26 protein-coding genes, 1 tRNA gene and 3 pseudogenes are annotated in these 26549 nt (G+C 66.2%); 17 read left to right on the top strand and 13 right to left on the bottom strand.

What is annotated here, in order from left to right:
• Positions 1-58 precede the first annotated feature (58 nt).
• The 5 genes and pseudogenes from CN538_RS14635 to CN538_RS14615 form a co-directional block, all read right to left on the bottom strand.
• The gene (locus tag CN538_RS14635) at positions 59-919 is read right to left on the bottom strand and encodes a DUF2797 domain-containing protein (RefSeq protein WP_106419916.1); all 861 of its coding nucleotides are present in this window, start codon (positions 917-919) and stop codon (positions 59-61) included.
• Positions 907-1173, bottom strand: coding sequence for a YeaC family protein (locus CN538_RS14630; RefSeq protein WP_106419915.1), 267 nt, complete (start codon positions 1171-1173; stop codon positions 907-909). The genes CN538_RS14635 and CN538_RS14630 overlap by 13 nt, the downstream gene beginning before the upstream one ends.
• Before the next feature lie 102 nt (positions 1174-1275).
• Positions 1276-2124 carry a rhomboid family intramembrane serine protease gene (locus CN538_RS14625; RefSeq protein WP_106419914.1) on the bottom strand — a complete coding sequence of 283 codons (849 nt, stop codon included), beginning with the start codon at positions 2122-2124 and terminating at the stop codon, positions 1276-1278.
• 399 nt (positions 2125-2523) lie between these two features.
• Positions 2524-3482, bottom strand: a pseudogene (locus CN538_RS14620) (metallophosphoesterase).
• Between the two features lie 19 nt (positions 3483-3501).
• Positions 3502-4380 (bottom strand): annotated as a pseudogene (locus tag CN538_RS14615) (NAD(+) kinase); the annotation flags it as partial.
• Between the two features lie 348 nt (positions 4381-4728).
• On the opposite strand from CN538_RS14615, the gene CN538_RS14610 reads away from it, so the two are divergent.
• The 8 genes from CN538_RS14610 (at position 4729) to CN538_RS14575 (ending at position 15067) form a co-directional block, all read left to right on the top strand.
• Positions 4729-5094: a hypothetical protein gene (locus tag CN538_RS14610; protein ID WP_106419913.1), complete on the top strand. Its 366-nt coding sequence runs from the start codon at positions 4729-4731 to the stop codon at positions 5092-5094.
• Positions 5095-5105: 11 nt separating this feature from the next.
• Positions 5106-7220, top strand: coding sequence for a pyrroloquinoline quinone-dependent dehydrogenase (locus CN538_RS14605; protein ID WP_106419912.1), 2115 nt, complete (start codon positions 5106-5108; stop codon positions 7218-7220).
• Between the two features lie 431 nt (positions 7221-7651).
• On the top strand, positions 7652-8944 hold the full coding sequence (locus CN538_RS14600; protein WP_106419911.1) for a DUF3100 domain-containing protein: 1293 nt from the start codon (positions 7652-7654) through the stop codon (positions 8942-8944).
• 99 nt (positions 8945-9043) lie between these two features.
• Positions 9044-10204 carry an amidohydrolase gene (locus CN538_RS14595; protein ID WP_106419910.1) on the top strand — a complete coding sequence of 387 codons (1161 nt, stop codon included), beginning with the start codon at positions 9044-9046 and terminating at the stop codon, positions 10202-10204.
• Between the two features lie 68 nt (positions 10205-10272).
• A complete protein-coding gene (locus CN538_RS14590) occupies positions 10273-11208 on the top strand; it encodes an NAD(P)-dependent oxidoreductase (protein WP_277985025.1) in 936 nt (311 codons plus the stop codon).
• Positions 11205-12764, top strand: a complete 1560-nt coding sequence (locus tag CN538_RS14585; RefSeq protein ID WP_106419908.1) for an aldehyde dehydrogenase family protein — start codon at positions 11205-11207, stop codon at positions 12762-12764. Before CN538_RS14590 ends, CN538_RS14585 begins: the two co-directional genes overlap by 4 nt.
• Positions 12765-12933: 169 nt before the next feature.
• Complete coding sequence (locus tag CN538_RS14580; protein WP_106419907.1) at positions 12934-14109, top strand: aminotransferase class V-fold PLP-dependent enzyme; 1176 nt, start codon at positions 12934-12936, stop codon at positions 14107-14109.
• A gap of 85 nt (positions 14110-14194) precedes the next feature.
• Positions 14195-15067, top strand: coding sequence for a VOC family protein (locus tag CN538_RS14575; protein ID WP_106419906.1), 873 nt, complete (start codon positions 14195-14197; stop codon positions 15065-15067).
• 35 nt (positions 15068-15102) lie between these two features.
• Here CN538_RS14575 and CN538_RS14570 read toward each other — a convergent pair whose 3' ends face one another.
• A complete protein-coding gene (locus CN538_RS14570; RefSeq protein ID WP_106419905.1) occupies positions 15103-16026 on the bottom strand; it encodes a LysR family transcriptional regulator in 924 nt (307 codons plus the stop codon).
• 268 nt (positions 16027-16294) lie between these two features.
• Between CN538_RS14570 and hmuQ the strand changes: the two genes are divergently transcribed.
• The 5 genes from hmuQ to CN538_RS14545 are packed head-to-tail and all read left to right on the top strand — an operon-like array spanning position 16295 to position 19087.
• On the top strand, positions 16295-16618 hold the full coding sequence (gene hmuQ / locus CN538_RS14565) for a heme-degrading protein HmuQ (protein WP_106419904.1): 324 nt from the start codon (positions 16295-16297) through the stop codon (positions 16616-16618).
• A 17-nt stretch (positions 16619-16635) separates the two neighbouring features.
• Positions 16636-17298, top strand: a complete 663-nt coding sequence (locus CN538_RS14560) for a cell wall hydrolase (protein WP_242495174.1) — start codon at positions 16636-16638, stop codon at positions 17296-17298.
• A gap of 31 nt (positions 17299-17329) precedes the next feature.
• Entirely contained in the window at positions 17330-17830 is a 501-nt protein-coding gene (locus tag CN538_RS14555) for a serine acetyltransferase domain-containing protein (protein ID WP_106420663.1), read from the top strand.
• On the top strand, positions 17827-18075 hold the full coding sequence (locus tag CN538_RS20465) for a serine O-acetyltransferase (RefSeq protein WP_164999612.1): 249 nt from the start codon (positions 17827-17829) through the stop codon (positions 18073-18075). The genes CN538_RS14555 and CN538_RS20465 overlap by 4 nt, the downstream gene beginning before the upstream one ends.
• 10 nt (positions 18076-18085) lie before the next feature.
• The gene (locus CN538_RS14545; RefSeq protein ID WP_106419901.1) at positions 18086-19087 is read left to right on the top strand and encodes a DUF1853 family protein; all 1002 of its coding nucleotides are present in this window, start codon (positions 18086-18088) and stop codon (positions 19085-19087) included.
• Here the strand turns inward: CN538_RS14545 and CN538_RS14540 are convergent.
• Entirely contained in the window at positions 19026-19913 is an 888-nt protein-coding gene (locus tag CN538_RS14540; protein WP_106419900.1) for an EamA family transporter, read from the bottom strand. The genes CN538_RS14545 and CN538_RS14540 overlap by 62 nt on opposite strands.
• Positions 19914-19930: 17 nt before the next feature.
• Between CN538_RS14540 and CN538_RS14535 the strand changes: the two genes are divergently transcribed.
• A complete protein-coding gene (locus CN538_RS14535; protein WP_106419899.1) occupies positions 19931-20398 on the top strand; it encodes a DUF6314 family protein in 468 nt (155 codons plus the stop codon).
• Between the two features lie 136 nt (positions 20399-20534).
• Here the strand turns inward: CN538_RS14535 and CN538_RS14530 are convergent, their stop codons facing one another.
• Positions 20535-20693 carry a YqaE/Pmp3 family membrane protein gene (locus tag CN538_RS14530; RefSeq protein WP_035471155.1) on the bottom strand — a complete coding sequence of 53 codons (159 nt, stop codon included), beginning with the start codon at positions 20691-20693 and terminating at the stop codon, positions 20535-20537.
• A gap of 208 nt (positions 20694-20901) precedes the next feature.
• Entirely contained in the window at positions 20902-21198 is a 297-nt protein-coding gene (locus CN538_RS14525; protein WP_106419898.1) for a hypothetical protein, read from the bottom strand.
• Between the two features lie 830 nt (positions 21199-22028).
• Between CN538_RS14525 and CN538_RS20010 the strand changes: the two genes are divergently transcribed.
• Positions 22029-22229, top strand: a complete 201-nt coding sequence (locus CN538_RS20010) for a hypothetical protein (protein WP_129591381.1) — start codon at positions 22029-22031, stop codon at positions 22227-22229.
• A 96-nt stretch (positions 22230-22325) separates the two neighbouring features.
• Complete coding sequence (locus CN538_RS14515; protein ID WP_106419896.1) at positions 22326-22565, top strand: DUF1654 domain-containing protein; 240 nt, start codon at positions 22326-22328, stop codon at positions 22563-22565.
• Positions 22566-23001: 436 nt separating this feature from the next.
• Here CN538_RS14515 and CN538_RS14510 read toward each other — a convergent pair.
• The 4 genes from CN538_RS14510 to CN538_RS21220 form a co-directional block, all read right to left on the bottom strand.
• Positions 23002-23074 (bottom strand) — tRNA-Gly (locus tag CN538_RS14510).
• A 1512-nt stretch (positions 23075-24586) separates the two neighbouring features.
• A complete protein-coding gene (locus CN538_RS21230; RefSeq protein WP_207233512.1) occupies positions 24587-24820 on the bottom strand; it encodes a type 2 periplasmic-binding domain-containing protein in 234 nt (77 codons plus the stop codon).
• Positions 24805-25116, bottom strand: a complete 312-nt coding sequence (locus CN538_RS21225) for a type 2 periplasmic-binding domain-containing protein (RefSeq protein WP_207233511.1) — start codon at positions 25114-25116, stop codon at positions 24805-24807. The genes CN538_RS21230 and CN538_RS21225 overlap by 16 nt, the downstream gene beginning before the upstream one ends.
• Complete coding sequence (locus CN538_RS21220; RefSeq protein WP_207233510.1) at positions 25056-25364, bottom strand: LysR family transcriptional regulator; 309 nt, start codon at positions 25362-25364, stop codon at positions 25056-25058. Before CN538_RS21220 ends, CN538_RS21225 begins: the two co-directional genes overlap by 61 nt.
• A gap of 185 nt (positions 25365-25549) precedes the next feature.
• Here CN538_RS21220 and CN538_RS14500 point away from each other — a divergent pair.
• Positions 25550-26234: pseudogene (locus tag CN538_RS14500) on the top strand (type 1 glutamine amidotransferase domain-containing protein).
• Positions 26235-26549: the final 315 nt, after the last annotated feature.

Genomic DNA, 26549 nt, shown 5'->3' with positions numbered 1-26549 from the left:
GCTTTTTCAGAAGGCGTTTACAGATTCGACGACCGCAGCCGTCTCTGTCAACGCCCGCTCAGGCGGCGTCCACGGTGACCTGATAGCCGGCGAACTTGCGCAGGTTGATGACCCCGCTGTCGAGCATCAGGTACTGCCCCTTGATGCCGGTCAGGGTGCCCTCGACCAGCGCCTGCTTGTCGAAGTTGAACGACTGGATCTTGCGCGGCCAGCTCAGCACCGGGTAGTCGATCGAGACCACATCGGGGCGTTCCAGTGCGCGGATCGCCTCGGCGCCGTGGGTCGCGCGCAGAGCGTCGAGCCCCGGCGCCACCGCGTCCAGCAGACGGTCGCGTTCGGCCACCAGATCGAGCGGTTCGACCTCGCCCTTGAGCATGGCGCGCCAGTTGGTGCGATCGGAGACGTGCGCCTTGAACAGCGTCTCCACCAGCCCCGACTGCTGGCGCGTGGCCACCTCGAGGATCGGCAGCGCCTGGATCGCGCCCTGATCGAGCCAGCGCGTCGGGGTATTGGTTCCCCGGGTGATACCGACCTTGAGCCCGGAGGCGTTGGCCAGATAGACGATATGCGGGCGGAAACAGTGCTGCTCGCCCCACTCGGGCTCGCGACAGGTGCCCTGGAAGTAGTGGCAGGTCTCCGGGCGCACCAGACAGAGATCGCACTGGGCGAGCGTGCTGAAACAGGGGTAGCAGTAGCCCTGGCCAAAGCTCTTGCGGGTGTGCCGGCCACAGTGGACACAGTGAATCGCCCCGGCGTAGTGCAGGCGCAGCCGCTGCCCCAGCCGCGCATTGAGCGCCAGCCCCGCCTCCCCCGCCCGCAGGCGATAGTCGGCCAACCCCGTCTCGGGCAGCCGCACGTCCAGCTTGCGCAGTTGCCCGCTGACCCGGGCGTCGCCCTCGGTAAGGATCAGTTGATCCATTTGAGCGCCGCTTCCTCGGCCGTGTCGTGGCCGCCGGAGGCGCACTCGTTGCGTTCCAGATAGCCCACGCGCTGCGCCTCGGGCACTGCGTGGATCACCTCGTACTTGATCACCGCCTCCAGGCACAGCTCGGTCTGCTCGGCGCTGAGCATGCGGCCGTCGGGCCACTTGCGCAGCTGGATCGCCTGCTTGAAGTTCTCGTACATCTCGGGGGTCATCTGCGCGACCATGCGGTCGAAGTTCATCTCGTTCATGCCTGCCTCGTCTTGGCGCCTCACGCCTATCTCTATCCTGGGTCGCTGATTCGTGCCCGCTATCGGCCCCACCGCAGAGCCACGGTCGCTCACGCGCCCGGGTCAGCCGGCGCGCCGTATCAGCCTTGCGCCGACGGCCCCCATCAGCAGCCCTGCCAACAACCCGCCCAGGTGGGCCTCGTTGGCGACGTTGCCGAAGCCGATCGCATCGGCCAGCCCGGTCATGGTAAAGACCATCCAGCCGAGCATGAAGACCACCAGCATCTGCGGCACGAAGTAGCCCTGCGCCGGACGCAGCCGCGACATCAACCAGACGTAGCCGAGCAGCGCATAGTCGACGCCGGACATGCCGCCGAACAGCAGCGTGCCGGTGAAGTACTGCGCCAGGTTGGAGACCACCGCGGCGATCACCACGATCACCGCCAGCCAGCGCGAGCCCTGGAGTGCCTCGACCTGACGCCCGAAATACCACAGCCACAGCATGTTGAAGATCAGATGCATCCAGCCAAAGTGCAGCAGCGCCGGGGTGACCAGGCGCCAGATCTGACCGCTGGCGAGGGCATCGCCCAGAGTGCCGGCGACCAGCCCCTGGCCGGAGGGGTGCACCGGCACGATGATCAGCGCGCGCAGGACCGCATCGCCGAACACGCTCATGCCGAGGAAGATCGCCACGCACAGTGCGATCAGCCCCGCCGCCAATGGCGCCTGTCCGAACGCCTGGCCGGTGACGCTGGGGCGCCGTCGGCGCGGCGCGGCAGCGGCTTCGGCGAGATCGCCGCGCTGCCAGCGCTCGATCAGCCGCACCGCCTCGTCACGCTGCTCGGGGTCGGCCAGCCACAGAATCTGCTGATCCTCCTGCTGGGTGAAGCGGTGCCCGATATGCTGCTGCCACAGCGCCTGACGCAGGGGACGCGTATCCAGATCGCGGGGCATGGCGAGAAGTCTGTACATGCAACCTTCCGAACCACGGGTGGGGGAGTCATACACCGCGCCCTGGGGCCGGCGTATCGCGCCATTCTACCCTGCCCGAGGTGATCTGGGGATGAATGCCGCCGCGGACGACGACGCGAGGCGTGGTGAAAAGAAGCCGGGGGCACAAGAAACGTGATGCACAAAAAGAAAAATCCGGCGGGAGGGCCGCCGGATAAGAGCAAGGGATCATTCAAGGGAACACTGACTCAGAGTGGCGTAGCGCGCGGGAGTTCCCGAGACGCGGCAAAAAAATGCGATTTTTTTCCAGCGATAGCGCGCGCACACCGAAAAAACCAGAAAAATCAGTCACCCAGCGCCAGAAAAAAATCGCAGATCACTGGAGCGTACTGCCGCGTAAATCCACGTAAAGCCAGATCCCTAATCGGCGATGCCCTCACGCGCCACATCCACCCACACGAAACGATCGGCATCGAGCTGCCTCTCGCCATCCCAGCGGTAGGCCACCAGCCGCCCGTATTTCACCGCGCTGTAGTCGAGGCAGGCGATGTTGGCGCGTGGCAGCGCCGGCACGCCCTTGCACCAGTAGTGGCCGACGAACAGCGGCGGCGCCGATTCCGGGTACCAGGTCAGACGATCGCGCTCGGCGTCGCTGAGCGCACGATCCTCGAGCCCATCGGGCAGATTGTCCGGCTGGAACACCACGTCGCCATAGGTGGCCGGCTCGCGACACCAGAAGTGGGTGCGGAAGGCGCGACGGGTGAAGCCATCCCCCGAGCGGATCTCCACCCCCGGCGGCAGCGGCATCTGGGTACCGCGGGTGAGCCGGTCCATCACCCGCTGGGCGAAGGTGCCGGGCTGGGTCGACTCGATCAGGAAATCGCGATCGATGCGGCCGTCGGGGCAGCGCGCCAGGAAGGCGTCGATCAGCGCCTCGTCCCAGCAGGCGTGCACCACCCGCATGCCGTCGAGCTCGAGACACAGCGGCATGTCGAGAAACCACTCGAGGCAGCGCTCCCACTCCAGCGGATGCTGGTGGTACTGGGCCAGGGTGCGCTCGATGATGCGGTTGTTGCGGGGCGAGTAGAACGCAGCCACGCCTGGGTACTCCCCGGCGGTGACGGGTGGCAGTAGGCCAGTGCGTTGTACTCGTGATTGCCCATCACGATGTGCGCCTCGCCGGCCTCGACCATGCGCTTGGCCACCGATACCGCCAGCCGGATCCGCGGCCCGCGGTCGATCAGATCGCCCAGGAACACCACCCGGCGGCGCGGATGGCGGTAGACACCGGCTTCCTCGCGATAGCCCAGCATCTCCAGCAGCCGCACCAGCGTGCGGCCGCAGCCGTGCACGTCGCCGATCAGATCGTAGCCGTCCACCGCATCGCCCAGCGCCGTCATCTCCCAGCCTGCTGCTCCAACCCAGCTTCGAGCGGCACGCCTCGAAGAAGCTGTGCCCGCGCGGGTGGATCAGGGTCAGGCGCTCGGCCTTGCGGCGCACATAGAGAATGTCACCGGGCTTGCACACCACACGGGTCTGGCCGTCACAGCTGACATGCGGGTAGGCCTGGTTGATATCACCGATATGCACCCGAATCTCGCTCGCCGCGTCGATCACGATCGGCCGGCTCGAGAGCGTATGCGGGAACATCGGCACCAGGGTGATCGCCTCCAGCCCCGGGTGGACGATGGGGCCACCGCCGGAGAGCGCATAGGCGGTGGAGCCGGTGGGCGTGGCCATGATCAGGCCGTCGGAGCGCTGGGAGTAGACGAAGCGGTCATCGATGAACAGTTCGAACTCGATCATCCGCGCAGCCTTGCCCGGGTGCACCACCACGTCGTTGAGACTGGTGCCGGCACCGATCAGACGCTCGCCGCGATAGAGTTCGGCGTCGAGCAGGAAGCGCCGTTCGCTGTCGTACTGGCCGTCGAGCACCTCGGCCACCTTCTGCTCGACCTCGTCGGGGGAGATATCGGTGAGAAAGCCCAGCCGCCCGCGATTGATCCCGAGCACTGGGGTGGCGCTGGTGCACAGGGCCCGGGCCGCGCCCAGCAGGCTGCCGTCACCGCCGACTACGATCACCAGGTCGCACAGGGTGCCCAGCTCGCGCCGCCGCGCCTCGCGCTGGCCGTGAGCCTCCAGCAGCGCTGCCGTGCGATCCTCGATCACGATCTCGCAGTCGCGGCGCTCGAGGAAGATCAGCAGACGCTTGAGGGTCTCGACGACCTTGTCGCTGCCCAGGCGGCCGATCAGGCCGATGGTGTTGAACGCACTCATGCAACGGATCTCTGGCGGCGTATCGGCCGGCCATTATGGGGGCTGCCCGAAGAGGCGGCAAACCGCATGCTGCTCGGGTGCCGTCAACCCGGCGGCGTGCGTAAAAAAACGAACATGGCACGGCTCGACACGCTAAAATTGCCTACCCTGTCGACAGGGACCACCACGCCTATCGACGGGGTACCGTCCCCACAAGGGAAGACCGCAAGGGAAATCCGCAGAGGGAACACCTCAGGGAAGGCAGGGCGCGTTCCGTCATCGCCTTTATCGGTGCGTCGCCACGCTCAACGGCCACGCCGCCGTTCGGCAAGGCGCGCCTGACTTCGCCATACAGGGAGATAGGGCAACATGCCATCATCGCAATCCAAACCACTCGGCGCCATCGTGCTGCTGCTGGCCGCGCTCGTCGGTGCGGCAGTCGCCGGTTACGCCTATGTCACCCCGCTGACCGGTGTCAACGGCTCGCTCGGCGCACTGGTCGTCATCTTCGCCTGCCTCGCGCTGGCGCTGATGGCACTGATCCTGATGCCGCTCAAGCATCGCGGCGGTCGCATCTTCTGGCGTCTGCTGGCTCTCATCGGGCTGATCGGCACCGGCTTCGCCGGCCTGCTGCTGCACCAGTGGGGCATCGCTGCCGCCATGGTGCTGGGCCTGATCGGGCTGATCCTCGATCTGCGCCGCCCCACCGCCACCCGCCGCGCCGCACACGCTTGAGGAGCCGTCATATGCCGACTTTCGGAATCACCCCACAACGCCTCGGCACGGCGACAGCTCTGGCCCTGATGCTGGCGCCGCTGCCGCTGCTGGCTCAGGACGCTGACAGCGCCCAGGCCCCCGCCGCGAGCCAGACCCAGGACGCGGCCCAGAGCCAGGACAGTGCCCAGACCCAGGATAGCGTCCAGGCCCAGGGCAACAACCAGAGCCAGGATGCCGCTCAGTCTCAGGATACGGCCCAGGCCCAGCGCGCCGATATCCCGCTGGTCCCGACAAAGCCGACCTGGAACACCTTCCACGGTCAGAACAACGCTCAGAAGTACAGCCCGCTCGACCAGATCAACGTCGACAACGTCGGCCAGCTGGAGAAGGTCTGGGAAGTGCACACCGGTGACGTCTCCGACGGCTCCGGCGACATTCCCGCCACGGTGTGGTCGGCGACGCCGATTTTCGCCAACGACACCCTCTACATCGGTACGCCCTTCTACCGCCTGCTGGCGCTGGACCCGGCCACCGGCGAGCAGAAGTGGAGCTTCGATACCCACTCCAAGCTCGAAGCCCTGACCCAACCGGTGCTCAAGAACCGCGGCGTGGCCTACTGGGAAGCCAAGGATCCAGAGCCCGGCCAGGCGTGCCAGAAGATCGTCTACATGGGCACCATGGACGCACAGCTGTTCGCGCTCGACGCCGACACCGGCAAGCCGTGTCAGGACTTCGCCGACAATGGTGTACTCGACGTCAATCAGTGGAACACCACCCACGCCAAGTGGCCGCTGTCGATCCTGCAGCCGCCGACCGTGGTCGGCGACCACCTGATCTTCGGCTGGGCCGGCAAGGACTGGGCCTTCGAGACCGCGCCTCCGGGCACCGTGTTCTCGATCGACGCGCGCACCGGCAAGCGTGAGTGGACCTTCGAGGCACTGTCGCCGGAGATGCGTGAGAAGAGCGGCACCGCCAACGTCTGGACCCAGATGTCGGTGGACGAGGCTCACGGCCTGATCTATCTGCCGGTCTCCTCGCCCTCTCCCAACTACTGGGGCGGCAACCGCACCGAATCGGCCCCGCTGGCGACCTCGACCACCGCGCTCGACGTCGACACCGGCAAGGTCGTGTGGTCGCGCCAGTGGGTGCATCACGATGTCTGGGACTACGACATCAATGCCGCGCCCACGCTGATGGACATCACCGTCGACGGCAAGCAGATTCCGGCGCTGATCCAGGCCACCAAGATGGGCTTTCTGTTCGTGGTCAACCGCCTCACCGGCGAGGACGTATGGCCGATCGAGGAGCGCCCGGTACCCCAGGGCGACGGCTCGGTGAAAGGCGAGGTCTACGCCAAGACCCAACCGTTCCCGACCAAGCCGGCACCGCTGCTCGACCAGTCGAAGAAACCCAAGATCTGGGAACTCGCCGACATGGTCGGTGGCGGTCAGTGTTCGCGGCTGTGGGACAACCTCTACTACGAGGGCATGTACACCCCGCCGACCACTCAAGGCGAAGGCACCCTGGCCTACCCGGACAGCGCCGGCGGCGTGCAGTGGGGCGGCGTCGCCTTCGATCCGCAGAGCCAGACCGCGATCGTCAACGTCTCGCACATCGTGCAGACGATCAAACTCTACGACCGCGAGGCTTACAAGAAGGCGGACAGCGGCTCCGGCAACGAGAGCGGGTTCTCGCCGCAGGAAGGCGCGCCCTACGGCATGCGTCTGAACGTCGCCAGCAACTGGCTCGGCATGCCGTGCTGGGAGCCGCCGTTCGGTGAACTGGTGGCGCTGGACATGCACACCGGTGACGTCAAGTGGCGGCGTCCGGTCGGCGCCTCGCAGCAGTACGGCTTCTTCATGCCGGAACGCTGGGGTTCGCCGACCATCGGCGGGCCGGCAGTCACCGCCGGCGGGCTGATCTTCATCGGCGCCTCTATGGATGCCAAGCTGCGCGCCTACTCGCTGGAGAGCGGCAAGGAGCTGTGGTCCGACCAGGCCCAGGCGCCGGCCGTCGCCAACCCGGCGGTATACGAGTACAAGGGACGTGAATACGTCGCCTTCGTCGCCGGTGGCAACACCATCCTCAAGGATCAGGTGGGCGACCAGGTCGTGGTCTACGCACTGCCGCAAGACAAGCAGTAAGCGTTAGCCACACCGCGGGATACGGGGGAGCTCAATGCTCCCCCTTTTTGTGCCTGCCATCCCTGGCAGGCCCCCTTCGGGCCGCCTTCGGCGTCCAAAATCGCTCCCGACGATTTTGCGTGCCTGCCACCCCTGGCAGGCCCCCTTCGGGCCGCCTTCGGCGTCCAAAACCGCTCCCGACGATTTTTGGTACCCCACATACCCCGATCTCCTCCCTATCACCCTATTTTCCACGCTATCTGCCAACCGCTGTCGCCACTGATTGCGGCTCGTACTGTCCTTATTAGCCCTTCGTCGCATCGTAAAAATCAGAACACCTGCCGACTTTCATTAGAGCACCCTCTGTTCCGATACTCGATCGGGCGTCTGCGACACACCCGAGGTGTGAGTGCGCGGATGCGCCCCCATCCAATAACAACGAGGTCGCGGCCATGTCTCTACACCGACTGCTCGACTGGCGCCTGCATCTGATCGTGGTCATCGTGTCCCTGATCAGCGAGGCGATCGGTATTCTCAAGATTCCGCTGGGTCCCGGCACCCTGCTGCTGCTACCGCTGTTCTATGCCTTCATTCTCGGCGTGCTGCTCAACCCGCACCTGTTCACCGCCACCCGGCGCTACGTGCCGGAGAGCGTCAGTCAGGCGGCCACGCCGCTGATTCTGATCTCGATCATGCCGTTCATCGCGCGCTTCGGCTCGACCATCGGCCCGGCCATCGACCAGATCATCAGTGCCGGCCCGGCACTGATCCTTCAGGAGCTGGGCAACCTCGGCACCATGCTGGTGGCGCTGCCGGTGGCGGTCGTGGTTCTGAAGATGGGTCGCGAGGCGGTGGGCGCCACCTACTCGATCGCGCGCGAGCCGAATATCGCCATCATCTCCGATAAGTACGGTCTCAAGGGGCCGGAGGGTGTCGGCGTGATGGGGGTCTACGTGGTCGGCACCATGTTCGGCACCCTGTGGTTCGCGCTGATGGCGGGCTATCTCGCCTCGCTCGGCGTGTTCGATCCGCGCGCCCTGGCCATGGCCTGCGGGGTCGGCAGCGGCAGCATGGTCGCGGCCTGCTCCGGCGCCCTCGCCGGTGCTCTGCCGGGCATGGCCGACGATCTGCTCGCCTTCGCCGGAGCCAGCAACCTGCTGACCTACGCCACCGGGCTCTATGTCTCGCTGTTCATCGCCCTGCCGGTGGCGGAGTGGCTCTATCGGCGTCTGGCCGGCAAGCGCCGCAGCGCCACCGAAGCAGCACCGGATGCCGGGATGGCCGCGGCCGACGTCGCCCCCGACGAGCGCCCCGAACAGCATTTGGGCAAGACCGCTGCGGTGCTCGCGGCAGCCTGTGCCGTGGGCTGGATCGCCAACACCGTCAACGTCAGTTCGCTGCTGACCGCGCTGCCGGGCATGGCGATTCTCTATGTGATGACGCTGATCGGCCTGGTGCTGACCCGCATCGTACCCTTCTATCTACCCGGCGTGGCCTGGGTCTCGCTGGTCAGCATCGTGATGACGCTGCCCTTCTTCCCCGGCAGCGCTTGGGTCGTCGAGCGCCTGGCGGCGGTCAACTTCCTCGCTATCGTCACCCCGGTGCTGGCGTATGCCGGCCTGGCCCTGAGCCGGCGAGAGTTCAGCATGTTCCGGCGTACCGGCTGGAAGCTGATCGTAGTCTCGCTGCTGGTCTTCACCGGCACCTACGTCGGCTCCGCGGTCGTCGCGCAAGTGCTGCTCTGAGCCGCACCGCCAATCGTCCGCCACCCACCCGTCTCTCGCACTCAACGCGCCGGTTCGCAACTTCGCCCCGGCGCCTGCCCCACAACCCAGGAGATGCGCATGAACCAGCCCGCCGCCTTTCCCGACGCTGCCACCCTGAAGGCCTGGCGTCACGACTTCCACCGCCACCCCGAGATCGCCTTCGAGGAGCACCGCACCCACGACCGGATCGTCACCATCCTGCGCGAGCACGGCCTCGAGCCGGTCACCGGCCTGGGCGGCGGTACCGGCGTGGTGGTGACCATCGAGGGCCGCCGCGGCCCCGGCCCCAGCATCGGCCTGCGCGCCGACATCGATGCGCTGCCGATCGAGGAGACCAGCGACCTCGACTACCGCTCGACGTTCCCCGGACGCATGCACGCCTGCGGCCACGACGGCCACACCACCATGCTGCTGGGCGCCGCCTGTGCCCTGGCCCGTGACCCGGATTTCGCCGGCACCCTGCACTGCATCTTCCAGCCCGCCGAGGAAAACGAGGGTGGCGCCCGGGTAATGGTCGAGGAGGGGCTGTTCACACGCTTCCCCATGGACGCAGTCTATGGTCTGCACAACTGGCCCGGGCTGCCGGTGGGCGAAGCCGCGGTGCACGACACCGCAGTGATGGCCGCCTTCGACGTCTTCACGCTGACGCTCAAGGGGCGCGGCTGCCATGCCGCCATGCCCCACCTGGGCGACGATACCCTGCTCGCCGCCTGCCAGCTGGCGACCCAGCTGCAGGGCGTGATCAGCCGCGAGACCCCGGCCCACCAGTCCGCAGTGCTCAGCATCACCCAGTTCCACGCCGGCGATGCCTTCAACGTGGTCCCCGGCACGGTGGAGCTGCGAGGCACCGTGCGCTGCTTCGACGCCACGCTCAAGGCGCGTCTGGAGCAGCGCCTGCGTGACGCCGTGGCGGCCTGCGCGACCTTCCACGGGCTCACCGCCAAGCTCGACTACCAGGCGCGCTACCCGGCCACGCTCAACGCCCCCGAGCACGCCGCGCGCTGCGCCGAGGTGCTGGAAGGCCTGCCACAGATCACCCGGGTCCACCGCGATCTGCCGCCGAGCATGGGCTCGGAGGATTTCGCCTTCATGCTGGCCGAGCGCCCAGGCGCCTATATCTGGCTCGGCAACGGCGACAGTGCCGCATTGCACAACCCGGCCTACGACTTCAACGACGCCCTGGCGCCGCTCGGCGTGGCCTATTGGCAGGCCCTGGCCCGGGCGCTGCTCGCCAGCTGAACCCCATCCGCACAGACCATCCCGAGCGCAGCCCGGCGGCAGCGCTCGGCGCAGGAGACCTGCGCTGCGTGTCACCGCGACAAGAGGTTATCGATATGAAAATCACCGTCATCGGCCTCGGCCAGATGGGCGGCAACATGGCCCTGACTCTGCACAAGGCTGGCTTCGACGTCACCGGCAGCGATGTTTTCGACACCGCACGTGAGCGCCTGGCGGGCCTGGGGCTGGCAGTGGCCGCTCCCGCCGAGCTGCCCGCCAGCGACGTCTACCTGCTGTCGCTGCCGACCTCCGCGCAGGTGCGCGAGGTGATCGAGCAGACCCCTAACCTGCTCGCCACAGCGCCCCGTGGCAGCGTTATCGTCGACACCTCCACCAGCGATCCGGTGATCAGCCGCGAGCTCGCCGCCAAGGTGCTCGGCGCCGGCCTCGAATGGCTCGATGCCCCGGTCAGCGGCGGCCCCAAGGGGGCGGCCAGCGGCCGACTCGGCATGCTGCTGGGCGGCGACCCGGCAACGGTGGCACGCCTGGAACCGATGCTCGCGGCGATGTCGGCCAAGCGTACCCATGTCGGTGGCCCAGGCAGCGGCCACGTGGTCAAGCTGGCCAACAACTATCTCTGCGCCACCAACCTGCTCGCCACCGCCGAGGCGGTGACGCTGGCCGCCAAGGCCGGGGTCGACCCGGCGGCCTGCCTGGCCGGACTCAACAGCGGTTCCGGGCGTAGTGCGGTGAGCGAGGTCAACTTCCCGGAGTGGATTCTCTCCGGGCGCTTCGACTCCGGCTTCACCTGCGGCCTGATGCGCAAGGATCTGCGCCTGGCCCGCGATGCCGCCGCCGGTCTGGCACTCGATCTCGGCCTGCTCGAACAGGTGGTCGCCGGCTGGCATGCCGACCCCGAGCACCCCGCAGACAGCGACGACTTCAACCACATCGCCGCCCCCCTGCTGGCGCAGGCGGGACTCGATTTCACCACCTCTGACCCGCGCGAGGAGCCTGCCCGATGAATGCCCTGGAGATCCAAGCTCGTGACCGCCTGGCCGATCTGCTGATGCGCTTCGGCCTGTCGCTGGAGCGCGGCGACACCCCCTGCAGCAACTGGATCGACGGCGAACTGGTCAGCGGCGAGGGGGAAGCCATCGCCCTGATCCACCCTGCCACCGGCGGCGCGCTGATCGACTACCGCGACGCCGATGCGGCGTTGGTGGACCGGGCCGTCGCCGCCGCAACCCGGGCCCAGACCGAATGGATGGCGCTCACGGCCAGTGAGCGCGGCCGCCGCATGCTGACCGCGGTGCGCCGCCTGGAGGGCCACGAGGAGTCGCTGGCTCAGCTCGAGAGCGTGGTCGCCGGCAAGCCGATCCGCGACTGCCGCGGAGAGGTAGGCAAAGTGCGCGAGATGTTCGAGTACTACGCCGGCTGGTGCGACAAGCAGCATGGCGAGGTGATCCCGGTGCCCACCAGCCATCTCAACTACGTGCGCCATGTGCCGTTCGGCGTGGTAGGTCAGATCACGCCGTGGAACGCGCCGATGTTCACCTGCGCTTGGCAGCTGGCGCCGGCGCTCGCGGCAGGTAACGGTGTGGTGCTCAAGCCCTCGGAGCTGACCCCGTTCTCGTCGGTGGTGGTCGCTCGCCTGCTCGAATCCGGCGGCCTGCCGCGAGGGCTGATCAATATCGTCAACGGTCTCGGCCCCACCACCGGCGCGGCGCTCACCGGGCACGACGGTATCAGCAAGCTGGTGTTCGTCGGCTCGCCCGCCAGCGGCCGGGTGATCGCCGAGGCCGGCGCCCGGCGCCTGGTACCCAGCGTGCTCGAACTGGGTGGCAAGTCGGCCAATATCGTGTTCGCCGATGCCAAGCTCGACGATGCCGTGGCCGGCGCCCAGGCGGCGATCTTTGCGGCGGCCGGACAAAGCTGCGTGGCCGGTTCGCGCCTGCTGATCCAGCGCGAGATCTATGCCGAGGTAGTCGAGCGGGTGGCCCGCGCCGCTAGCCAGATCGCGGTCGGCCTGCCGGAAGACGAGGCCACGCGCATGGGGCCGCTACAGAACGCGCGCCAGTTCGAGCATGTCAGCGCCATGCTCGAACGCGCCCGTGCCGCCGGCGCCCGAGTGGTCACCGGTGGCACGCGGCCAGACGGACTGCCCGCAGGTGCCGACGGCTACTACCTGGCGCCGACCCTGCTCGCCGATGTCAGCCCGGAGATGGAGATCGCCTGCGAAGAGGTATTCGGCCCGGTGCTGGTGGCCCTGCCCTTCGACGACGAGGCAGATGCCATCCGCCTGGCCAACGCCACCCGCTTCGGCCTGGCCGGCGCGGTCTGGACCCAGGACCCGGCCCGCGCACATCGCGTCGCCGCGCAGCTGCGCGCCGGTACGGTGTGGATCAACAGCTATAAGGCGATCAACGTGATGTCGCCGTTCGGTGGCTTCCGCGACAGCGGCTTCGGCCGCTCCAGCGGACTCGACGGCCTGCGCGAGTACAGCGTGCCCCAGAGCGTCTGGGTCGAGACCGCCAGCGAGGCCAGCGTCGCCATGGGCTACGGCGACGGCAAGGGGTGAGCGCCGCGCACGCTGAGTGCCATCGCGGCTCAGCGTGCGCCTGGCTCCCGACCTCGGGCGGAGGAGATACCCCGCACAAAAGGCAACCGGCATCTCAACAGGCGCTGGCGCCGCTCACGTTTCCACGTCAGGATAGCTCGACCCCCCGAGCTACCGCTGGAGCCCCGTGATGCGCGACACACTTCGCTATCTCAACAACGCCTCGGTGGGCCTCACCAGCCCCGGCGTGTCGGCGCGGCTGCGCCAATGGCTGGAAGCGGAGGCGGCAGCCTGGCCGCAACAGCGGATCGAGAGCGCGGACTGGGACCTGCAGGCGACGCGTGAACGCGCCGCCGCGCTGATCGGCGCTCAGGCGACGCAGCTGGCACTGGCTGAGAGTACCTCGCTGGCGATGGCGCGCGCCCTCGCCACCCTCCCACTGCGCGGCAAGCGTGTGCTCGTCGCGCCGGGGACCTGGGCCTCCGATATCGTCATGCTCAAGCGTTTCGGCGGCGAACCGCCGCGGGCGCTGGAGCTGCTCGCCACCCAGGCCGACGGTAGCCTCGACCTGGCCGCGATCAGCACCCAGCTCGGCGAGGACGTGGCCGCGATCCTCGTCCCGCTGGTGACCAGTATCGAGGGCCGGCGCTACGACGTAGAGGGTCTGGGCGCGCTGGCGCGTCCGGCCCACTGCCCGCTGATCGTGGATGCCGCCCAGGGCCTGGGGCAGACCCCGATCGACGTGCGTCGGCTCGGCTGTGACGTGCTGGTGGCGACCACGCGCAAGTGGCTGCGCGGCCCGCGTGGCATGGCGCTGGCCTACTTCAGCCCGGCGGCGCTGGCGTCGATGCGCCCCAACCCGCTGGCCGAGATGGCAGGCTTGCGTCTGGATGCCGCCAGCCAGCGCTTTCTCGATCAGCCCCAGGCGCGCCGCTTCGATGCTTCCGATGTCTCGATCCTCAATCAGCTGAGCCTGACCGCCGCGATCGATGAACTGACGGCGATCGGTGTGGCAGCCCTGCGCGAGCACGTACTGGGGCTCGCCGGGCTGACCTACGAGCTGGCCCGAGCGCAGGGGCTGACACCGCTGCTGACGACTCCCGAGAGTGGTATCGCCACCCTGCACCTGCCCGAGGCGCAGCCGCTGGTGGTGGCGCAGCGCCTGAGCACCGCCGGTATTGCCGCCAAGGTGTGCAACATTGCCGCCGAGCCGCTCAACGTGCGTCTGCCGATGACCGGCGCCTTGGTTCGGCTGGCGCCGCACTGGCACAACGACGCCGCCGATATTCACGCCGCCCTGGCCGCGCTGGCGGGTACCAGACCAGACACCACGACCACCGCCGCGCAGCCGGTATCGCTGCCATGAACGGCGTATATCAGGGCAAAGCCGGATATACTCGAGCCATCACCGCATCCTCTTGCCGTCACCCTGCCCAGTACAGGAGCCCGCCATGAGTTTCGGCATCGATCACCCTCTCATCGCCGTCGGCGATCTCGACCATGCCGCGGCTGCCGCGCGCAAGCTCGGCTTCAACGTCAATGCACGCCACCAACACCCCTGGGGCACCGACAACCACCTGCTCTTCTTCAGCAATAACTTCATCGAGCTGATCGGTATCGGCCGCCCCGAGTGCCTCGACTATCAGGATGACAACGGCTTCCAGTTCGGGCGCCTGATCGAGGCGCGGCTCACCAGCATCGGCGACGGTATCGCCATGCTCGCCCTCGACAGCGATAGCATCCAGCGCGACCACGCCCTGGTCGCCTCGCGCGGCTTCGCCGAAGCGCGCCCGATCATCTTCCGACGCCAGGCGCACCTGCCCAGTGGCGGCGACACCGAGGTGAGCGTCGCACTGGATATCCTGCACGATATCGAGCGGCCGTTCCTGACCCAGTTTCTGTGCCAGCAGCTGCGCCCGGAACTGTTCCACCTCGACCCGACGTTGGAGAGCCACCCCAACGGCGCCACCTCGATCACCGATGTCTGGTATGTGAGCGACGACCCCACCCACGATATTGGCCATTTCGCGCGCATTCACGGCTGCGAGGCGATTCGCGGAGACGCCCGCCACTACGTGATCCATACCCACAAGGGCGACTGTCATCTGCTCGACCCGGCCACCCTCGAGGCGACCTTTCCGCTACTGGGCGAGGTCGACGCCGAGCCACCCCGCGCCGTGGCGTTGACCCTGGCCTGCCGCGATCTCGCCGCGACCCAGGTGGGGTGGGACGCGGCCGGCGTCGAGTACCACACCCACGACGCCAGCCAGACCGACATCGCGCCCCAGGCGCTGGGCACGCTGCTGCGCTTTGCCCAGCAGTGAGGAGAAACTCCAAGTAGCGTAAGGAAACTGGCGCTTCAGCGCCGCGGGTCGTGGTGACGAAACGCGTGCATCCAGGCGCTCAGATGGCGCAGCAACTTGAGACTCGCCAGCGGCTGGCGCCGTCCGACCCGGGTGATCATGTGCGCCTGGGAGTGCTGGAACGACGCGCAGGCGACCCGCCGCGCGACCACGCTCTGGCTGCCGAGCTCATCCGCTACTGCAAAGCTGGGCAGCAGGGTGATCGCCATGCCGGCCACCACCGCACGCCGCAGTACCGCCATGGAGTTGGTCTCCATCGCCACCCGCGGGCGCAGTCGTGCCTGCTGGAAGGCCTCGTCGACCAGCCGGCGTACACCGTGTCCGACTTTCCACAACGCCATCGGCGCCTCGCTCAGGGTCTCCAGCGAGAGCGGCTCGGGAAGCGTGGCCAGTGGATGGTCGCGGGGACAGATCGCCAACAGCGGCTGACCGCTGGAGACCCAGAAGCGAATCTGGGGATGGACCCGCTCGTGGAACATCAGCCCGATGTGGGCGCGGTCCTCGACGATCGACTCGATGATCTCGTCGGTCCCGGCCTGCTGGATATCCAGGCGCACACCGCGATAGCGCTCGGCGAAGGCCTTTAGCGGGGCCGCGATCAGATCGTCGATGAAGCCCTCTCCCACCACCAGTGAAATGGTACCGGTCTCCAGGCGCTGATGCGCCTCCAGGCTGGCAATGAATTGCTCGTCCAGCGCACCGCGCTGGCGGCAGTAGTCGAGCACCATGTCACCCACCGCGGTGGGGCGAATGCCGCGCGGCGTGCGCTCGAGCAGCGGCGCCTCGAAGGCGGTTTCGAGCAGTGCGATCTGGCGGCTCACCGCCGACGGTGCGATATCGAGCCGCGCGGCGGCCTTGCGCAGGGAGCCGGATTCGACCGTCACGCGAAAATAGACCAGCCGCTGATGGGGAATGTCCATGGCGTATCATGGGCGCCGGGCGCGCCGTTCACCTCGCATGACAGAAATGACGAAGTCAGTGTTGCCTCGATTAGGGCACCCGCCGGCATCATTCGTCAACGCACCAGGCCCGGCCAGCGCCGGGTCGGGCACACCTCGCTTTTCACGTAGAGTGCTGGCATGGTGAACGCTGCCGGCGTCAGGTCGATCGGGCCGGACGCAGCGCGCTACTGTCATCACGCGCGCCCTTTACCTTTACCCCCGTTTTCCGCATGGAGCCACGCATCCGATGTTCATCGCCATGAACCGTTTCCGCGTCAATCCCGAGCGCACCGAGGAGTTCGAGACCCTGTGGCTCGAACGCGAAACCCATCTTCAGGGACTGCCGGGATTCGTCGAGTTCCACATGCTGCGTGGTCCCGCCGAAGAGGATCACGTGCTCTACGCCTCGCACACCATCTGGCGTTCGCGGGCCGACTTCGAGGCCTGGACCCATTCGGAAGCGTTCCGCGCCGCCCACGCCAACGCCGGCCAGAGCCGCCGCGAGGGGCTCTATCTGGGGCCGCCCAAGTTCGAGGGCTTCGAGGTGATCCAGACCCTCGGCGCCGACTGACGCCAGCGGCCACCGTGATGCGTACGTCACCGACGCCCGCGCGCCAAGGTCTCGCCCAGGCCCTCACACCCCGTACCTGGGTGATGGCCCTGGTGATGCTGCTGGGTGTGATCGCACTCGCCGCCCCACTGCTCGCCGCCGAGCCACCAACGGCCCAACGCGCGCTCGACAAGGCCGAGCAGCTGGAGCAGCGAGTCGTCGATAACACGCGCGCCAGCCCCGCGCCACCGGCACTACGGGTAACGCCGGAGGGGGCGCGTGCGGTCGATCCGCGCGGCCAGGCCCCGCTGGATGACGCGCTCACCTGCCTGGCACGGTCGATCTACTGGGAGGCCAAGGGTGCGGGCGTGGTGGAGATGGAGGCAGTGGCCAACGTGGTGATGAATCGGCTGGGCAATCCGGCCTTCCCGCCGACCCTGTGCGGCGTGGTACAGCAGGGCTCGGAGACCGGCAGCTGCCAGTTCTCGTGGTGGTGCGATGGCCGCCCCGACGAGGCGCGTGAGCCGCTGGAGTACGCCGCGGCACGCGAGATCGCACGCCGAGCGCTCAACGGCACGCTCAAGGATCGCACCCACGGCGCGGTGTTCTTCCACCAGCGCAGCATCACACCGTCCTGGGCCTCGCACATGGTCAAGACGGTGCAGACCCGCGAGTTCGATTTCTATCGTCTCCCCGGTTGACCCCGGCGAGTCATGTGAGGAGGCAGCGCACATGTCCGAGGCATGGACGGAACTGAGCAGTGACACCCTGTGGCCGACGCTGGTCGAGTCCGCACGCAGCGCTGCCAGACGCCATCGCGATGCTGACACCGCTCTACCGCCGCTGCCTGCTCGAGTCGACGACCTCGCCGGCGCGCTGGTAGAGATCGTCAGCGAAGACCTCGCTACCGCCGAAGTGCCCTTCGCCGAGTGCCACGCCACGGTGGCGGCGTGCCTCGCCGCCCACCCCGAGATCGCCGCGGCCGCGGCGCGCGATCTGCTGGTGCTGCTGCGCGAGGATGCCGCGATTCCCGAGCCCTTCACCCGCTGCTGTTCTTCCCCGGCTACCGTGCGCTGCAGTGTCATCGCGTCGCCCACGCCTGGTGGGGGGCGGGTCTCACCGATCTCGCCAGCTTCGCCCAGTACCGCGCCGCACACGGCTTCGCTGCCGATATCCATCCGGCGGCGCAGCTCGGCGCTGGGCTGTTCATCGACCACGGGTCGGGGATCGTGATCGGCGAGACCGCGGTGGTCGAGGACGACGTCACCCTGTTTCACGGTGTCACCCTAGGCAGTAGCGGCAAACTGAGCGGCGACCGCCACCCCAAGATTCGCCGCGGCGCTTTCCTCGGCGCCGGCTGCTGCGTGCTCGGTAACATCGAGGTGGGTGAGCGGGCACGCGTCGGCGCCGGTGCCGTGGTCACCCGCCCGGTGGCTGCCGACAGCACGGTGCTGGGGCCACGTGCCCAGCCGCGCTGAGCCCGCTCCGGTGGCGCCCACCGATCCGACCTGGGCGCTGCGACCCTGCGCGCCAGCGCTGCGCGAGGATCTGGCCTGCCTCAGCGCGCCCTGGCTGCGTGATATCGCCTGGCTGCTGCACGCCCCGGACATGGCACGGCTGGGCGTGGCCGGCCGCCCCACCCTTGACGAGCTCGGCCTCGCGGACGACGCCTTCCGGCGGCGCTGGCTGGCGTCCCTGGCACCGCGACGGCAGGCCTTTCTGCAGCATCTCGATCAGCGCCGTTCGCAGCGCCTGGGGATCTATCACGAAGCGCTGTGGCAGTGGATCCTCGGCGAAGCGCCGCGCAGCGCACTGCTCGGCCACAACCTGACCCTGCGCGAGGGCAAGCGAATCACGGGTGAGCTCGATCTGCTCTACCGCTATCGCGGCGTCGAGCCTGCGACGATCGAGCACGCCGAACTGGCAATCAAGTTCTTCCTCGGGCTGGCGCAGGGACCAGGGAATCGCCACGCCGCCGCCCGCTGGATCGGCACCGGCAGCTTCGACTCCCTGGCGATCAAGTGCCATCGACTGGCGCAGTGCCAACTGCCCGCCGCCCGCGACGAGCCCGGGCAGGCCGTGCGCGAGACACTGACACCGGGCGCCGCGCTACACCAGCGCATCATCATGCCGGGGTTTCTCTACCACCCCTGGCACCAGCGCCTGGCACTGCCGGATCTGGCCAATCCGGATGTCTACCAGGGCCTGTGGTGCCATCACCGGGCGTGGCCGGCGCTCTGCGCGGCGCTACCAACGGCGACCCGCGGCCAGGTGCTGCGTAAACCGCACTGGCTGGCACCGCCACGCGGCGCCGGCCCCCCCATGGTGGCACTAGGTGAGCTGCTGGAGCGCCACTTTGCGGCCACCTCATCACCGCTGCATCTGCGCCTGACGCTGCCGGACGGCCGCGGCTGCCGCCTGTTCGTGGTCACGGATGGCTGGCCGCCGGCGCTGCCGTTACCGCCCCTCGACGCGCCCAGCGCGCATTGAGCCAGAGTGTGACGAGCAGGATCGCCGCCCCCGCACTCAGGCGCAGCAGATCGGCATCGCGGTTCCAGATCACCAGATTGACCACCAGCCCGGCAGGGATCAGCGCGTTGTTCATGATCGCCAGGGTACCGGCGTCGACCCGACAGGCGCCCTTGTTCCAAAGGAAATAGCCGAGCCCGGACGCCATGACCCCAAGCCAGCCGAGCACGCCCCACTGCAGCCCGGTGGTGGGCAGCTTGTGCGCGTCGCCGAGCAGCAGAAACGCCGGCAGTGCCACGCACAGCGCGCCGAGGTAGAACCAGCCGAAGAGATGGCGATGGGCGACGCCGGCAGGCAGCCCGCGGGCCAGATGACGATAGCCGACCTGCCCCAGGGCGAAGCAGAGATTGGCTCCCTGCACGACCAGAAAGCCCAGCCAGTAGCCGGCATTGACGCCGTCGTAGCGGATCACCGCCGCTCCGGCCACAGCCAGCGCCGCCATCAGCAGATAGCGCGGCGAGAAGCGCCGCGCCAGCAGATCGTCGATCAGGGTGATATAGAGCGGCGTAAAGATGGTGAAGAGCAGCACCTCGGGCACGCTCAGCAGCAGGAAGGCGTGATAGAAGAACAGATACATCACGCCGAGCTGCAGCGCGCCGACACTCATCAGACCCAGACGGCTGGTGCCGGAGATCGCCCGCGGGCGCAGCATGGGCAGGAAGATCAGCGTCGCCAGCACGATCCGAGTGGCCACCGCAAAATAGCTATCCACTTGCCCCGACAGGTAGACACCGATCAGACTGAACGAGAAGGCCCACAGCAGCGTGACGCCGACGAGATAAGACATTTAAGGTCAACCTTTTGATGACAGACGAGTTGACAGCCATTATACGGCTGCAGACCCTGCTGCCCCAAGTCACGCGTTTCGCGTTCACCGCCGAAGCCGGCGCCGGCTCGCGCACCGGCTGGTCCGGACACGGTCAAGGCAGTGTGCAGGCGGCCGTCAATGGGGACGAGATACGCTTTCACGAGAGTGGCCACTTCACCCTTGCCGGACAGCAGCCGGTAGTGATGCGCAACCTGTACTGCTGGCGCCTGCAGCCCGAGCGCGTGGCGCTCGCCCACGAACGCCGCGGCCGCGATGCGGCGGTGGCACTGTTCGACCTGGTCGCCGCTGACGCCGACACCCTGGTCAGCGAGCACCATCACCAGTGTGCCGCCGATGCCTACAGCGCCCGACTGCATCTGCTGCCTGAAGGCTTCGATCTCGCCTGGCGCATCCTGGGACCGCGCAAGGACGAGACGCTGCACTATCGCTATCGGCTGGCCTGAGGCCTGCGTCATGCCCACGATGATCTCGTGACGTGCTCATGGCGCGCGCGAAAAGACTCCAAAAACGCCAGAGGGCCGGTCGAAACCGGCCCTCTGCGCTCTTCATACGCGTTCTGCTTTCGTTCCTCACCGCGACTCAGCGTGTGGCGATGATCCAGACCGCGTGGATGATACCCGGGATATAGCCCAGCAGTGTCAACACGATGTTAATCCAGAACTGCAGGCCCAAGCCTACCTGCAGGAATACGCCCACCGGGGGCAGAATGATGGCGAAGATGATACGGATGATATCCATGTAGCCTCCTTTTTTGTGGCCACGTTCACGCTCTCCAGCGCTAACGCCCACATTGATAAAACAGTCCCTTGCGGCGCCTTTTCATCACCGCCATCGTCACCTCAGCCGACCGACACGCAACGGCGCCTGGACACCCGCGTGACTGACACCAGAGCGTCGATCCGCTCGGCTGCTCACCAGCATAGCTGGCCTTGCGCAATCCTGCTGTCTAGCGGCGGTAACGAGACGAGGCCCCGTCGTCTCCGACGCTCTCGCCAGCGTTCGAGTCAATCTCTTCAGCCCCGCCGTCACGCGGCCGATGCTTGCCCTTTATCTCGGCGGCACCACTTGCCAGCGCCTCGTGATAGCGCTCCCAATCCTCCCAATCGTGCGGCGTGCCGCTACGTGGGCCGTGTTCGGCAGCCTCACGCGCCCGGGCCCAGGCTTTCTCCTCGAGCGACTGCGGCTTCTCCTCCTCCTTGTCCAGCGCAATGCCCTGCTTGGCCAGATAATCGCGCGCGTTCATGACTCTCTCCTGCCCTGTCGGGCGCTGTCCAGCCACTGGTGACGTCAACTGAGCGTTGTCCAATCACCCAATAGGTGACTGTCTTGATTTAGCGTTGTCTTACTAATGGCGAACGCTGATTCACCTAACCATTATAGATGACGCCATGCCCGATCGAGTTCAAGCCCTCGCCAGGAACGCCCACGCGGCGAGCATGGCTCTGGCGGGAAATACGCGGATCACCGCTTCATCCTCATCGGCAGACAGAGGCGCAAGCTGGAAATCATGCTCAAAGCTCCGCCTTACGTGCCGAAAAGTCCGTTAGTGAGGCAACTGAACGCATATCTTGATTGCAAAGCAGCTACAGTGTGATGGCGTGTTAGCCCACTGGCTATCGCTCCCTCTTCTTCCTCAGCACAAAAGGAATTTGGCATGAGAAAATCACTCGCGACTATCGCCTTCGCCGCCCTCACGCTGGGTCTCGCAACGACTGCGCTCGCCGATAGCGCCGCACTCAAGGATGCACAGCAGGCCAACCAGGAACCGTTGGCGCCCGGCTCCGGCGTCACCGCCAGCGGTGAGCAGGATGCCTCATCCTTCTCCGGCGGCAGCGCTGCCACCAATCAGTCGCTGGACGCGATGGAGTCCGGAGACCGACGGTGCGACCAACATCGAAGATTCGAAGTCACTCGACGAGATCAACGCGGAAGGCCACAGCGTCGAAGCTGGCGATGCCAATCAAGAGCCAGTGACAGGCGCCGTGCGTCGCTGACGAAAGGGGCCTATGGGCCCCTTTTTTCGTGGCCGCTGTCCACCGTTGCCCAGTCATTGAGCGAGATGGCTGCTCGGTCATGAACTCGTTCAGCCGTGAGACGGCAGCAATCAAGATCTTCCCCGTGACAGGAGAGAACATGAAGAACGCGCTTCTCGCCGCCATCGCCAACTGGTTGCGCAAACCGGAAAATCGCGCCAAAGCCAAGCGCACCGCAAAGCAGCTGCAGACCCGCTACCAAGCACGCAAGGCCAGTAAACGCACCAGCCCCAGACGCTGAGCGAGGCCGAGCACCGCCGCTCGCGCCAGGGATCGCTTTACGGCATCGAGCGTCGCCAACTATACTGTAATAAACCATACCCAGGTGAGAGACGTCATGATTCTCGCTTTTCCCTCGCCCTACGAGCGGCTGTCACGCCGTGTCTCACGCGCTATCCAGACGGCCACCTGCCATCGGCGCCAGCAGCTGGTCATCATGCGCCAGCCCGGCGAAACGCAGGACGACTGGTCTCGGCTGATGGCACGCCTGGCGCGTGAGGCGGCGGTTAGCGTCATTTCGATCACCGCCGACGACGTCCTGCTGAGCTGGCGCGCTCGAGCCACGGAGAGCGCCTGAACGCGCGTCGCTCATCATGCCTCGAGCTAGCGATACTCGATGGCACCAGGACAAGACCCGAGCTCGGCGAGCCACTTAGAGCTCGTTTCCAAACCCTCTGACAATGGGTACCGGGGCCAGGGCAAAGCGGGGATTCTTTGCCAGGGAGGGCAAAGGAGGTAGCGCCAGAGAGGGGTTCGCAGCGCCCTCGCGACGCCCTGCCGCCGGATAAGCCCATGTCGTCTAGCGGTTATGAAAGGCCTTCTTATCCATCAGCGAGCAGCACTCGACCTCGTCGCGTGATGGCTGCGTGTAGGGCTGACGGTCAACCAGGCAATAGGCCATTCAAGACGGGCGATGCTATCATAACTGTCCCTGGAGGCGCTTGAACGAGAGAGCGGGCGTGGCGGGGCTGCGGGAGATGGCGGGCGTGTCTGGACGTGTTTGAACACTGGATTGGAGCGGGTGAAGGGAATCGAACCCTCGTCTTAGCTTGGGAAGCTTCTGCTCTACCATTGAGCTACACCCGCAAGGCTTTCGATAATAATTCCAATCACTTAGGTTTGGCAAGCGAAGCGCGCAAGAAAGCGTAGGCTACGGCCGGCGGCGCCCTGCTGCAGCGGCATGGTAGACGCACCTGTGGTACACCGAGGATGGCGCGTGTCAGCTCGATCTCTCGCCCACCGATGGCACGTCGAGATCGACCGTGGCTGTCGCGATTGGCCACGATCGTGGCGACCGACCATGATCGCGACTGACTGACACGACATAAGAGAAAGCCCGAGCGCGCTGCGATAGCGCTCGGGCTTTCAATCAGCATATGCCTATCCTGCTGAAAGACTGCGGTAAATCCGCATCCCTGGCATCGTCATCCGTGACCGACTCCAGTTGCATCCTTGCTCGCAGAGAATAACGCCGAGTCCTAATACTGTCTAATCTAATGTGTGAAATATCTATCCTGGATAGATTAGATGTCTGGTATTGATGCCGCTATCATCAAGGAAAAAAAGGCCGATCCTGAGATCGGGCCGACTAGCGCTGACTCCCTTCCGTACCTACCGGAGGCCTCCTGCCCCCGCATCCCTGGCGAAGCCTCCCTGGCCGGCTCCCGGAGATCCGCCCTGATCTCGCATTCACTATCTTGCGCCTATCCAAGAGCTACTGAACTCAACTCAGGTTAAACAAGCGTCTACAAAACGTAGTATTTTGTTATCGACATGTTGTGTTTCATGCTGTCGCGCGCGGCCCGACAAGCGGCTGCGGGAGAAAGCCCGACATGAGGCGGCGAAACTCAGGCAAAAAATCCCCGGCCAAAAGACCGGGGACCAAGGATCTACAACGAATGCCCATATTATCAATTCACGAATGACGGATACAGGTCGATATCGCTCAATTTTGGTAGGACATCTCTTACAAATCAAGCCAGTCCCGGCGACATCGGCAGTATTCGGCACCCGATGTGGCGCTAGCGGCGCCATAGAACGACGCCAGCTTCGCGCCGCCGGCATACGCGCCAGCGCCTGCCAGCAAGACGTTCGACGGCGGCACTGGTGACCTCTGAGTCGGCGACGGGAGTCGTCTTGGGGAAAGAAGAAAGCGTAGGAAAAGAAAAATCGTGGGCAAAAAAAGACCCGGCCCGTAGGCCGGGTAAGTACGCAGGGGATGTCCCCGCGCCATTATCGATTTCGTGGCGAAACCAAGGGGCTGAATTCACTACCGAAAGAGGTCTAGATCATCGCCTGACACGACTTCAGCGTGCGCCACGGCGCCTAAGAACGCATTTCCCAACCGCTAGACGACGTGAGCTCATCCGGCGGCAGGGCGTCGCGAGGGCGCTGTGAACCCTTCCCTGGGCGCTACCTTTGCCATCCCTGGCAAAGGACCCTCGCTTTGCCCTGCCCCCGGCGCCCATCGTCAGAGAGTTTGGGAATGGGCTCTAATCCATCGCCGCTAGCGGCTTTCGCCGGCCAGCAGTACCTTGATCTGCCCCCGCAGCCAGCGACGGAGACGATCTTCGTGGGTGCGCTGATGCCAGGTCTGGATCACCGCCACGTCATCCAGCGCAATGGGCAGGGGTGCACCGCCAATCCCGGTATATGCGTCTCGGCTTGACGCGCCACGCTCTCCAGGCAGGTCAACAGCAGATCGCTGTCGACCACCGAGAGCGGCGGCGCGAGAAAGCTCGATAGCCCCGCCACCACCCGTCGCGAGCGCCCCATCTCGCGCAGCCGCCGATCGACGAGTCCATCCAGATCACCGGTCAACGTCGTGACCAAGTGCTCACATGCCAGATAACTCTCGAGATCCAGCGTCGCCCCGAGGCGCGGATTGTCGGCCGCCGCCAGTACACGAACCCCTCGGCATGAACCCGCTGCTGGTAGTAGCTGGCAGGTAGGTCGGCGTAGAAGCCCGCGATGGCGATATCGCACTCGCCACTCTCCAGCTCGGCCCGGGGCAGGCGCCCGCGGGTATTGTGGGTCACCAGCTGCAGTCGCGGTGCCTCGCGCCGAATCAGCGGCAACAGTCGCGGCAGCAGTAGCTGCTCCATGTAGTCGGTGGTGTAGAGATGCACCCGGCCTCCCGGGTGAGAAAGTCACTGCCCTCACAGAAGTCGAAGAAACTCTCCAGTCCGGCCACCAACTGCTGGACCCGCGGCGCAAGCTCATGCGCCCGTGGTGTCGGCGTCAGCCCCCGCGGCGCCCGCACGAACAGCGCATCGCCGAAGTCGTGGCGCAGCCGCGCCAGCTTGTGACTGAGCGCCGGTTGGCTGAGCCCCAGACGCATGGCGGCCGCAGAGACGCTACCCTCGGTGTAGAGCACGTGGAACGTGAGCAGCGTTGAGATCCTTGCCCGCAATATTCATATATCGAATGCCTGATATCCAAAAACGTCATTTCCCGAATATTACGCCAGCGCCTACCTTGGTACCCAGTGGCCGCCACGTGATCGGCGGCGCCAGACTAGAATGGATCGAGAGACCTTCAGCCATCCGCAAGGAGCCCTTCATGTCACCGCGTATTCTCATCGTTCTGACCTCCCACGACCGCCTCGGCGACACCGGTGAAAAAACCGGCTTCTGGCTCGAAGAGCTGGCCGCGCCGTACTACGCCTTCAAGGATGCCGGGGCCGAACTCACCCTCGCCTCACCCAAGGGTGGCCAGCCGCCGCTCGATCCCAAGAGCGACGCCGAGGAGAGCCAGACCGAGGCGACCCGCCGCTTCCAGCAGGACGACGCTGCCAAGGCGCAGCTCGCACACACCCAACGCCTGTCCGAGGTGAGCGCCGATGACTTCGACGCTGTCTTCTATCCCGGTGGCCATGGCCCGCTGTGGGACCTGGTCGATGACGCCGACTCGATCCGCCTGATCGAAACCTTCTGGGCCCAGCAGAAGCCGGTGGCGGCGGTATGCCACGCGCCCATCGTGCTGATCCACGCCAAGGATGCCGAGGGCCAGCCGCTGGTCAAAGGGCGCGAGGTGACCGGCTTCACCAATGGCGAGGAGGATGCGGTGGGGCTGACCGAGATCGTGCCACAGTTGGTCGAGGAGGCGCTGATCGCCAGCGGCGGACGCTACTCCAAGGCCGACGACTTCGCCCTACACCCGCCAGGATGGGCGCCTGATCACCGGTCAAAACCCGCCCTCCTCGGCGCCGGTCGCCCAGTGCCTGCTCGACGCTCTGCGCGGCTGAGGCAAGCGCTACCCGGGCTCTACCCGGACATTCGCACCTCCCATGCAGCACCCGCAGACCGGCCTCGCGCCGGTCTTTTCGTGTGTGGCAGATACCTCTGGTATGTCAGCCGCCACGCCACCCACGCCCCGCGATGTCGCCTCCCAACGGCTAGGTCAATGACGCTTCGATCAACTATAAATGCGCCATAGATTCCTAAAGGAAATCCATAGAATAAAAAACATGAATTTTATTCATTGATGAATTTTCCTTAAGCTCTGCCTCGAGCTCGCCATTATCGCTCGATCTCCTTATCGATACCTTCCGCCCACGGGG

The organism is Salinicola tamaricis, from assembly GCF_003006155.1.
GTDB lineage: Bacteria > Pseudomonadota > Gammaproteobacteria > Pseudomonadales > Halomonadaceae > Salinicola > Salinicola tamaricis.
Note: the sequence above shows the minus strand (reverse complement) of the source record. Positions and strands in the feature narration are given on the sequence as shown.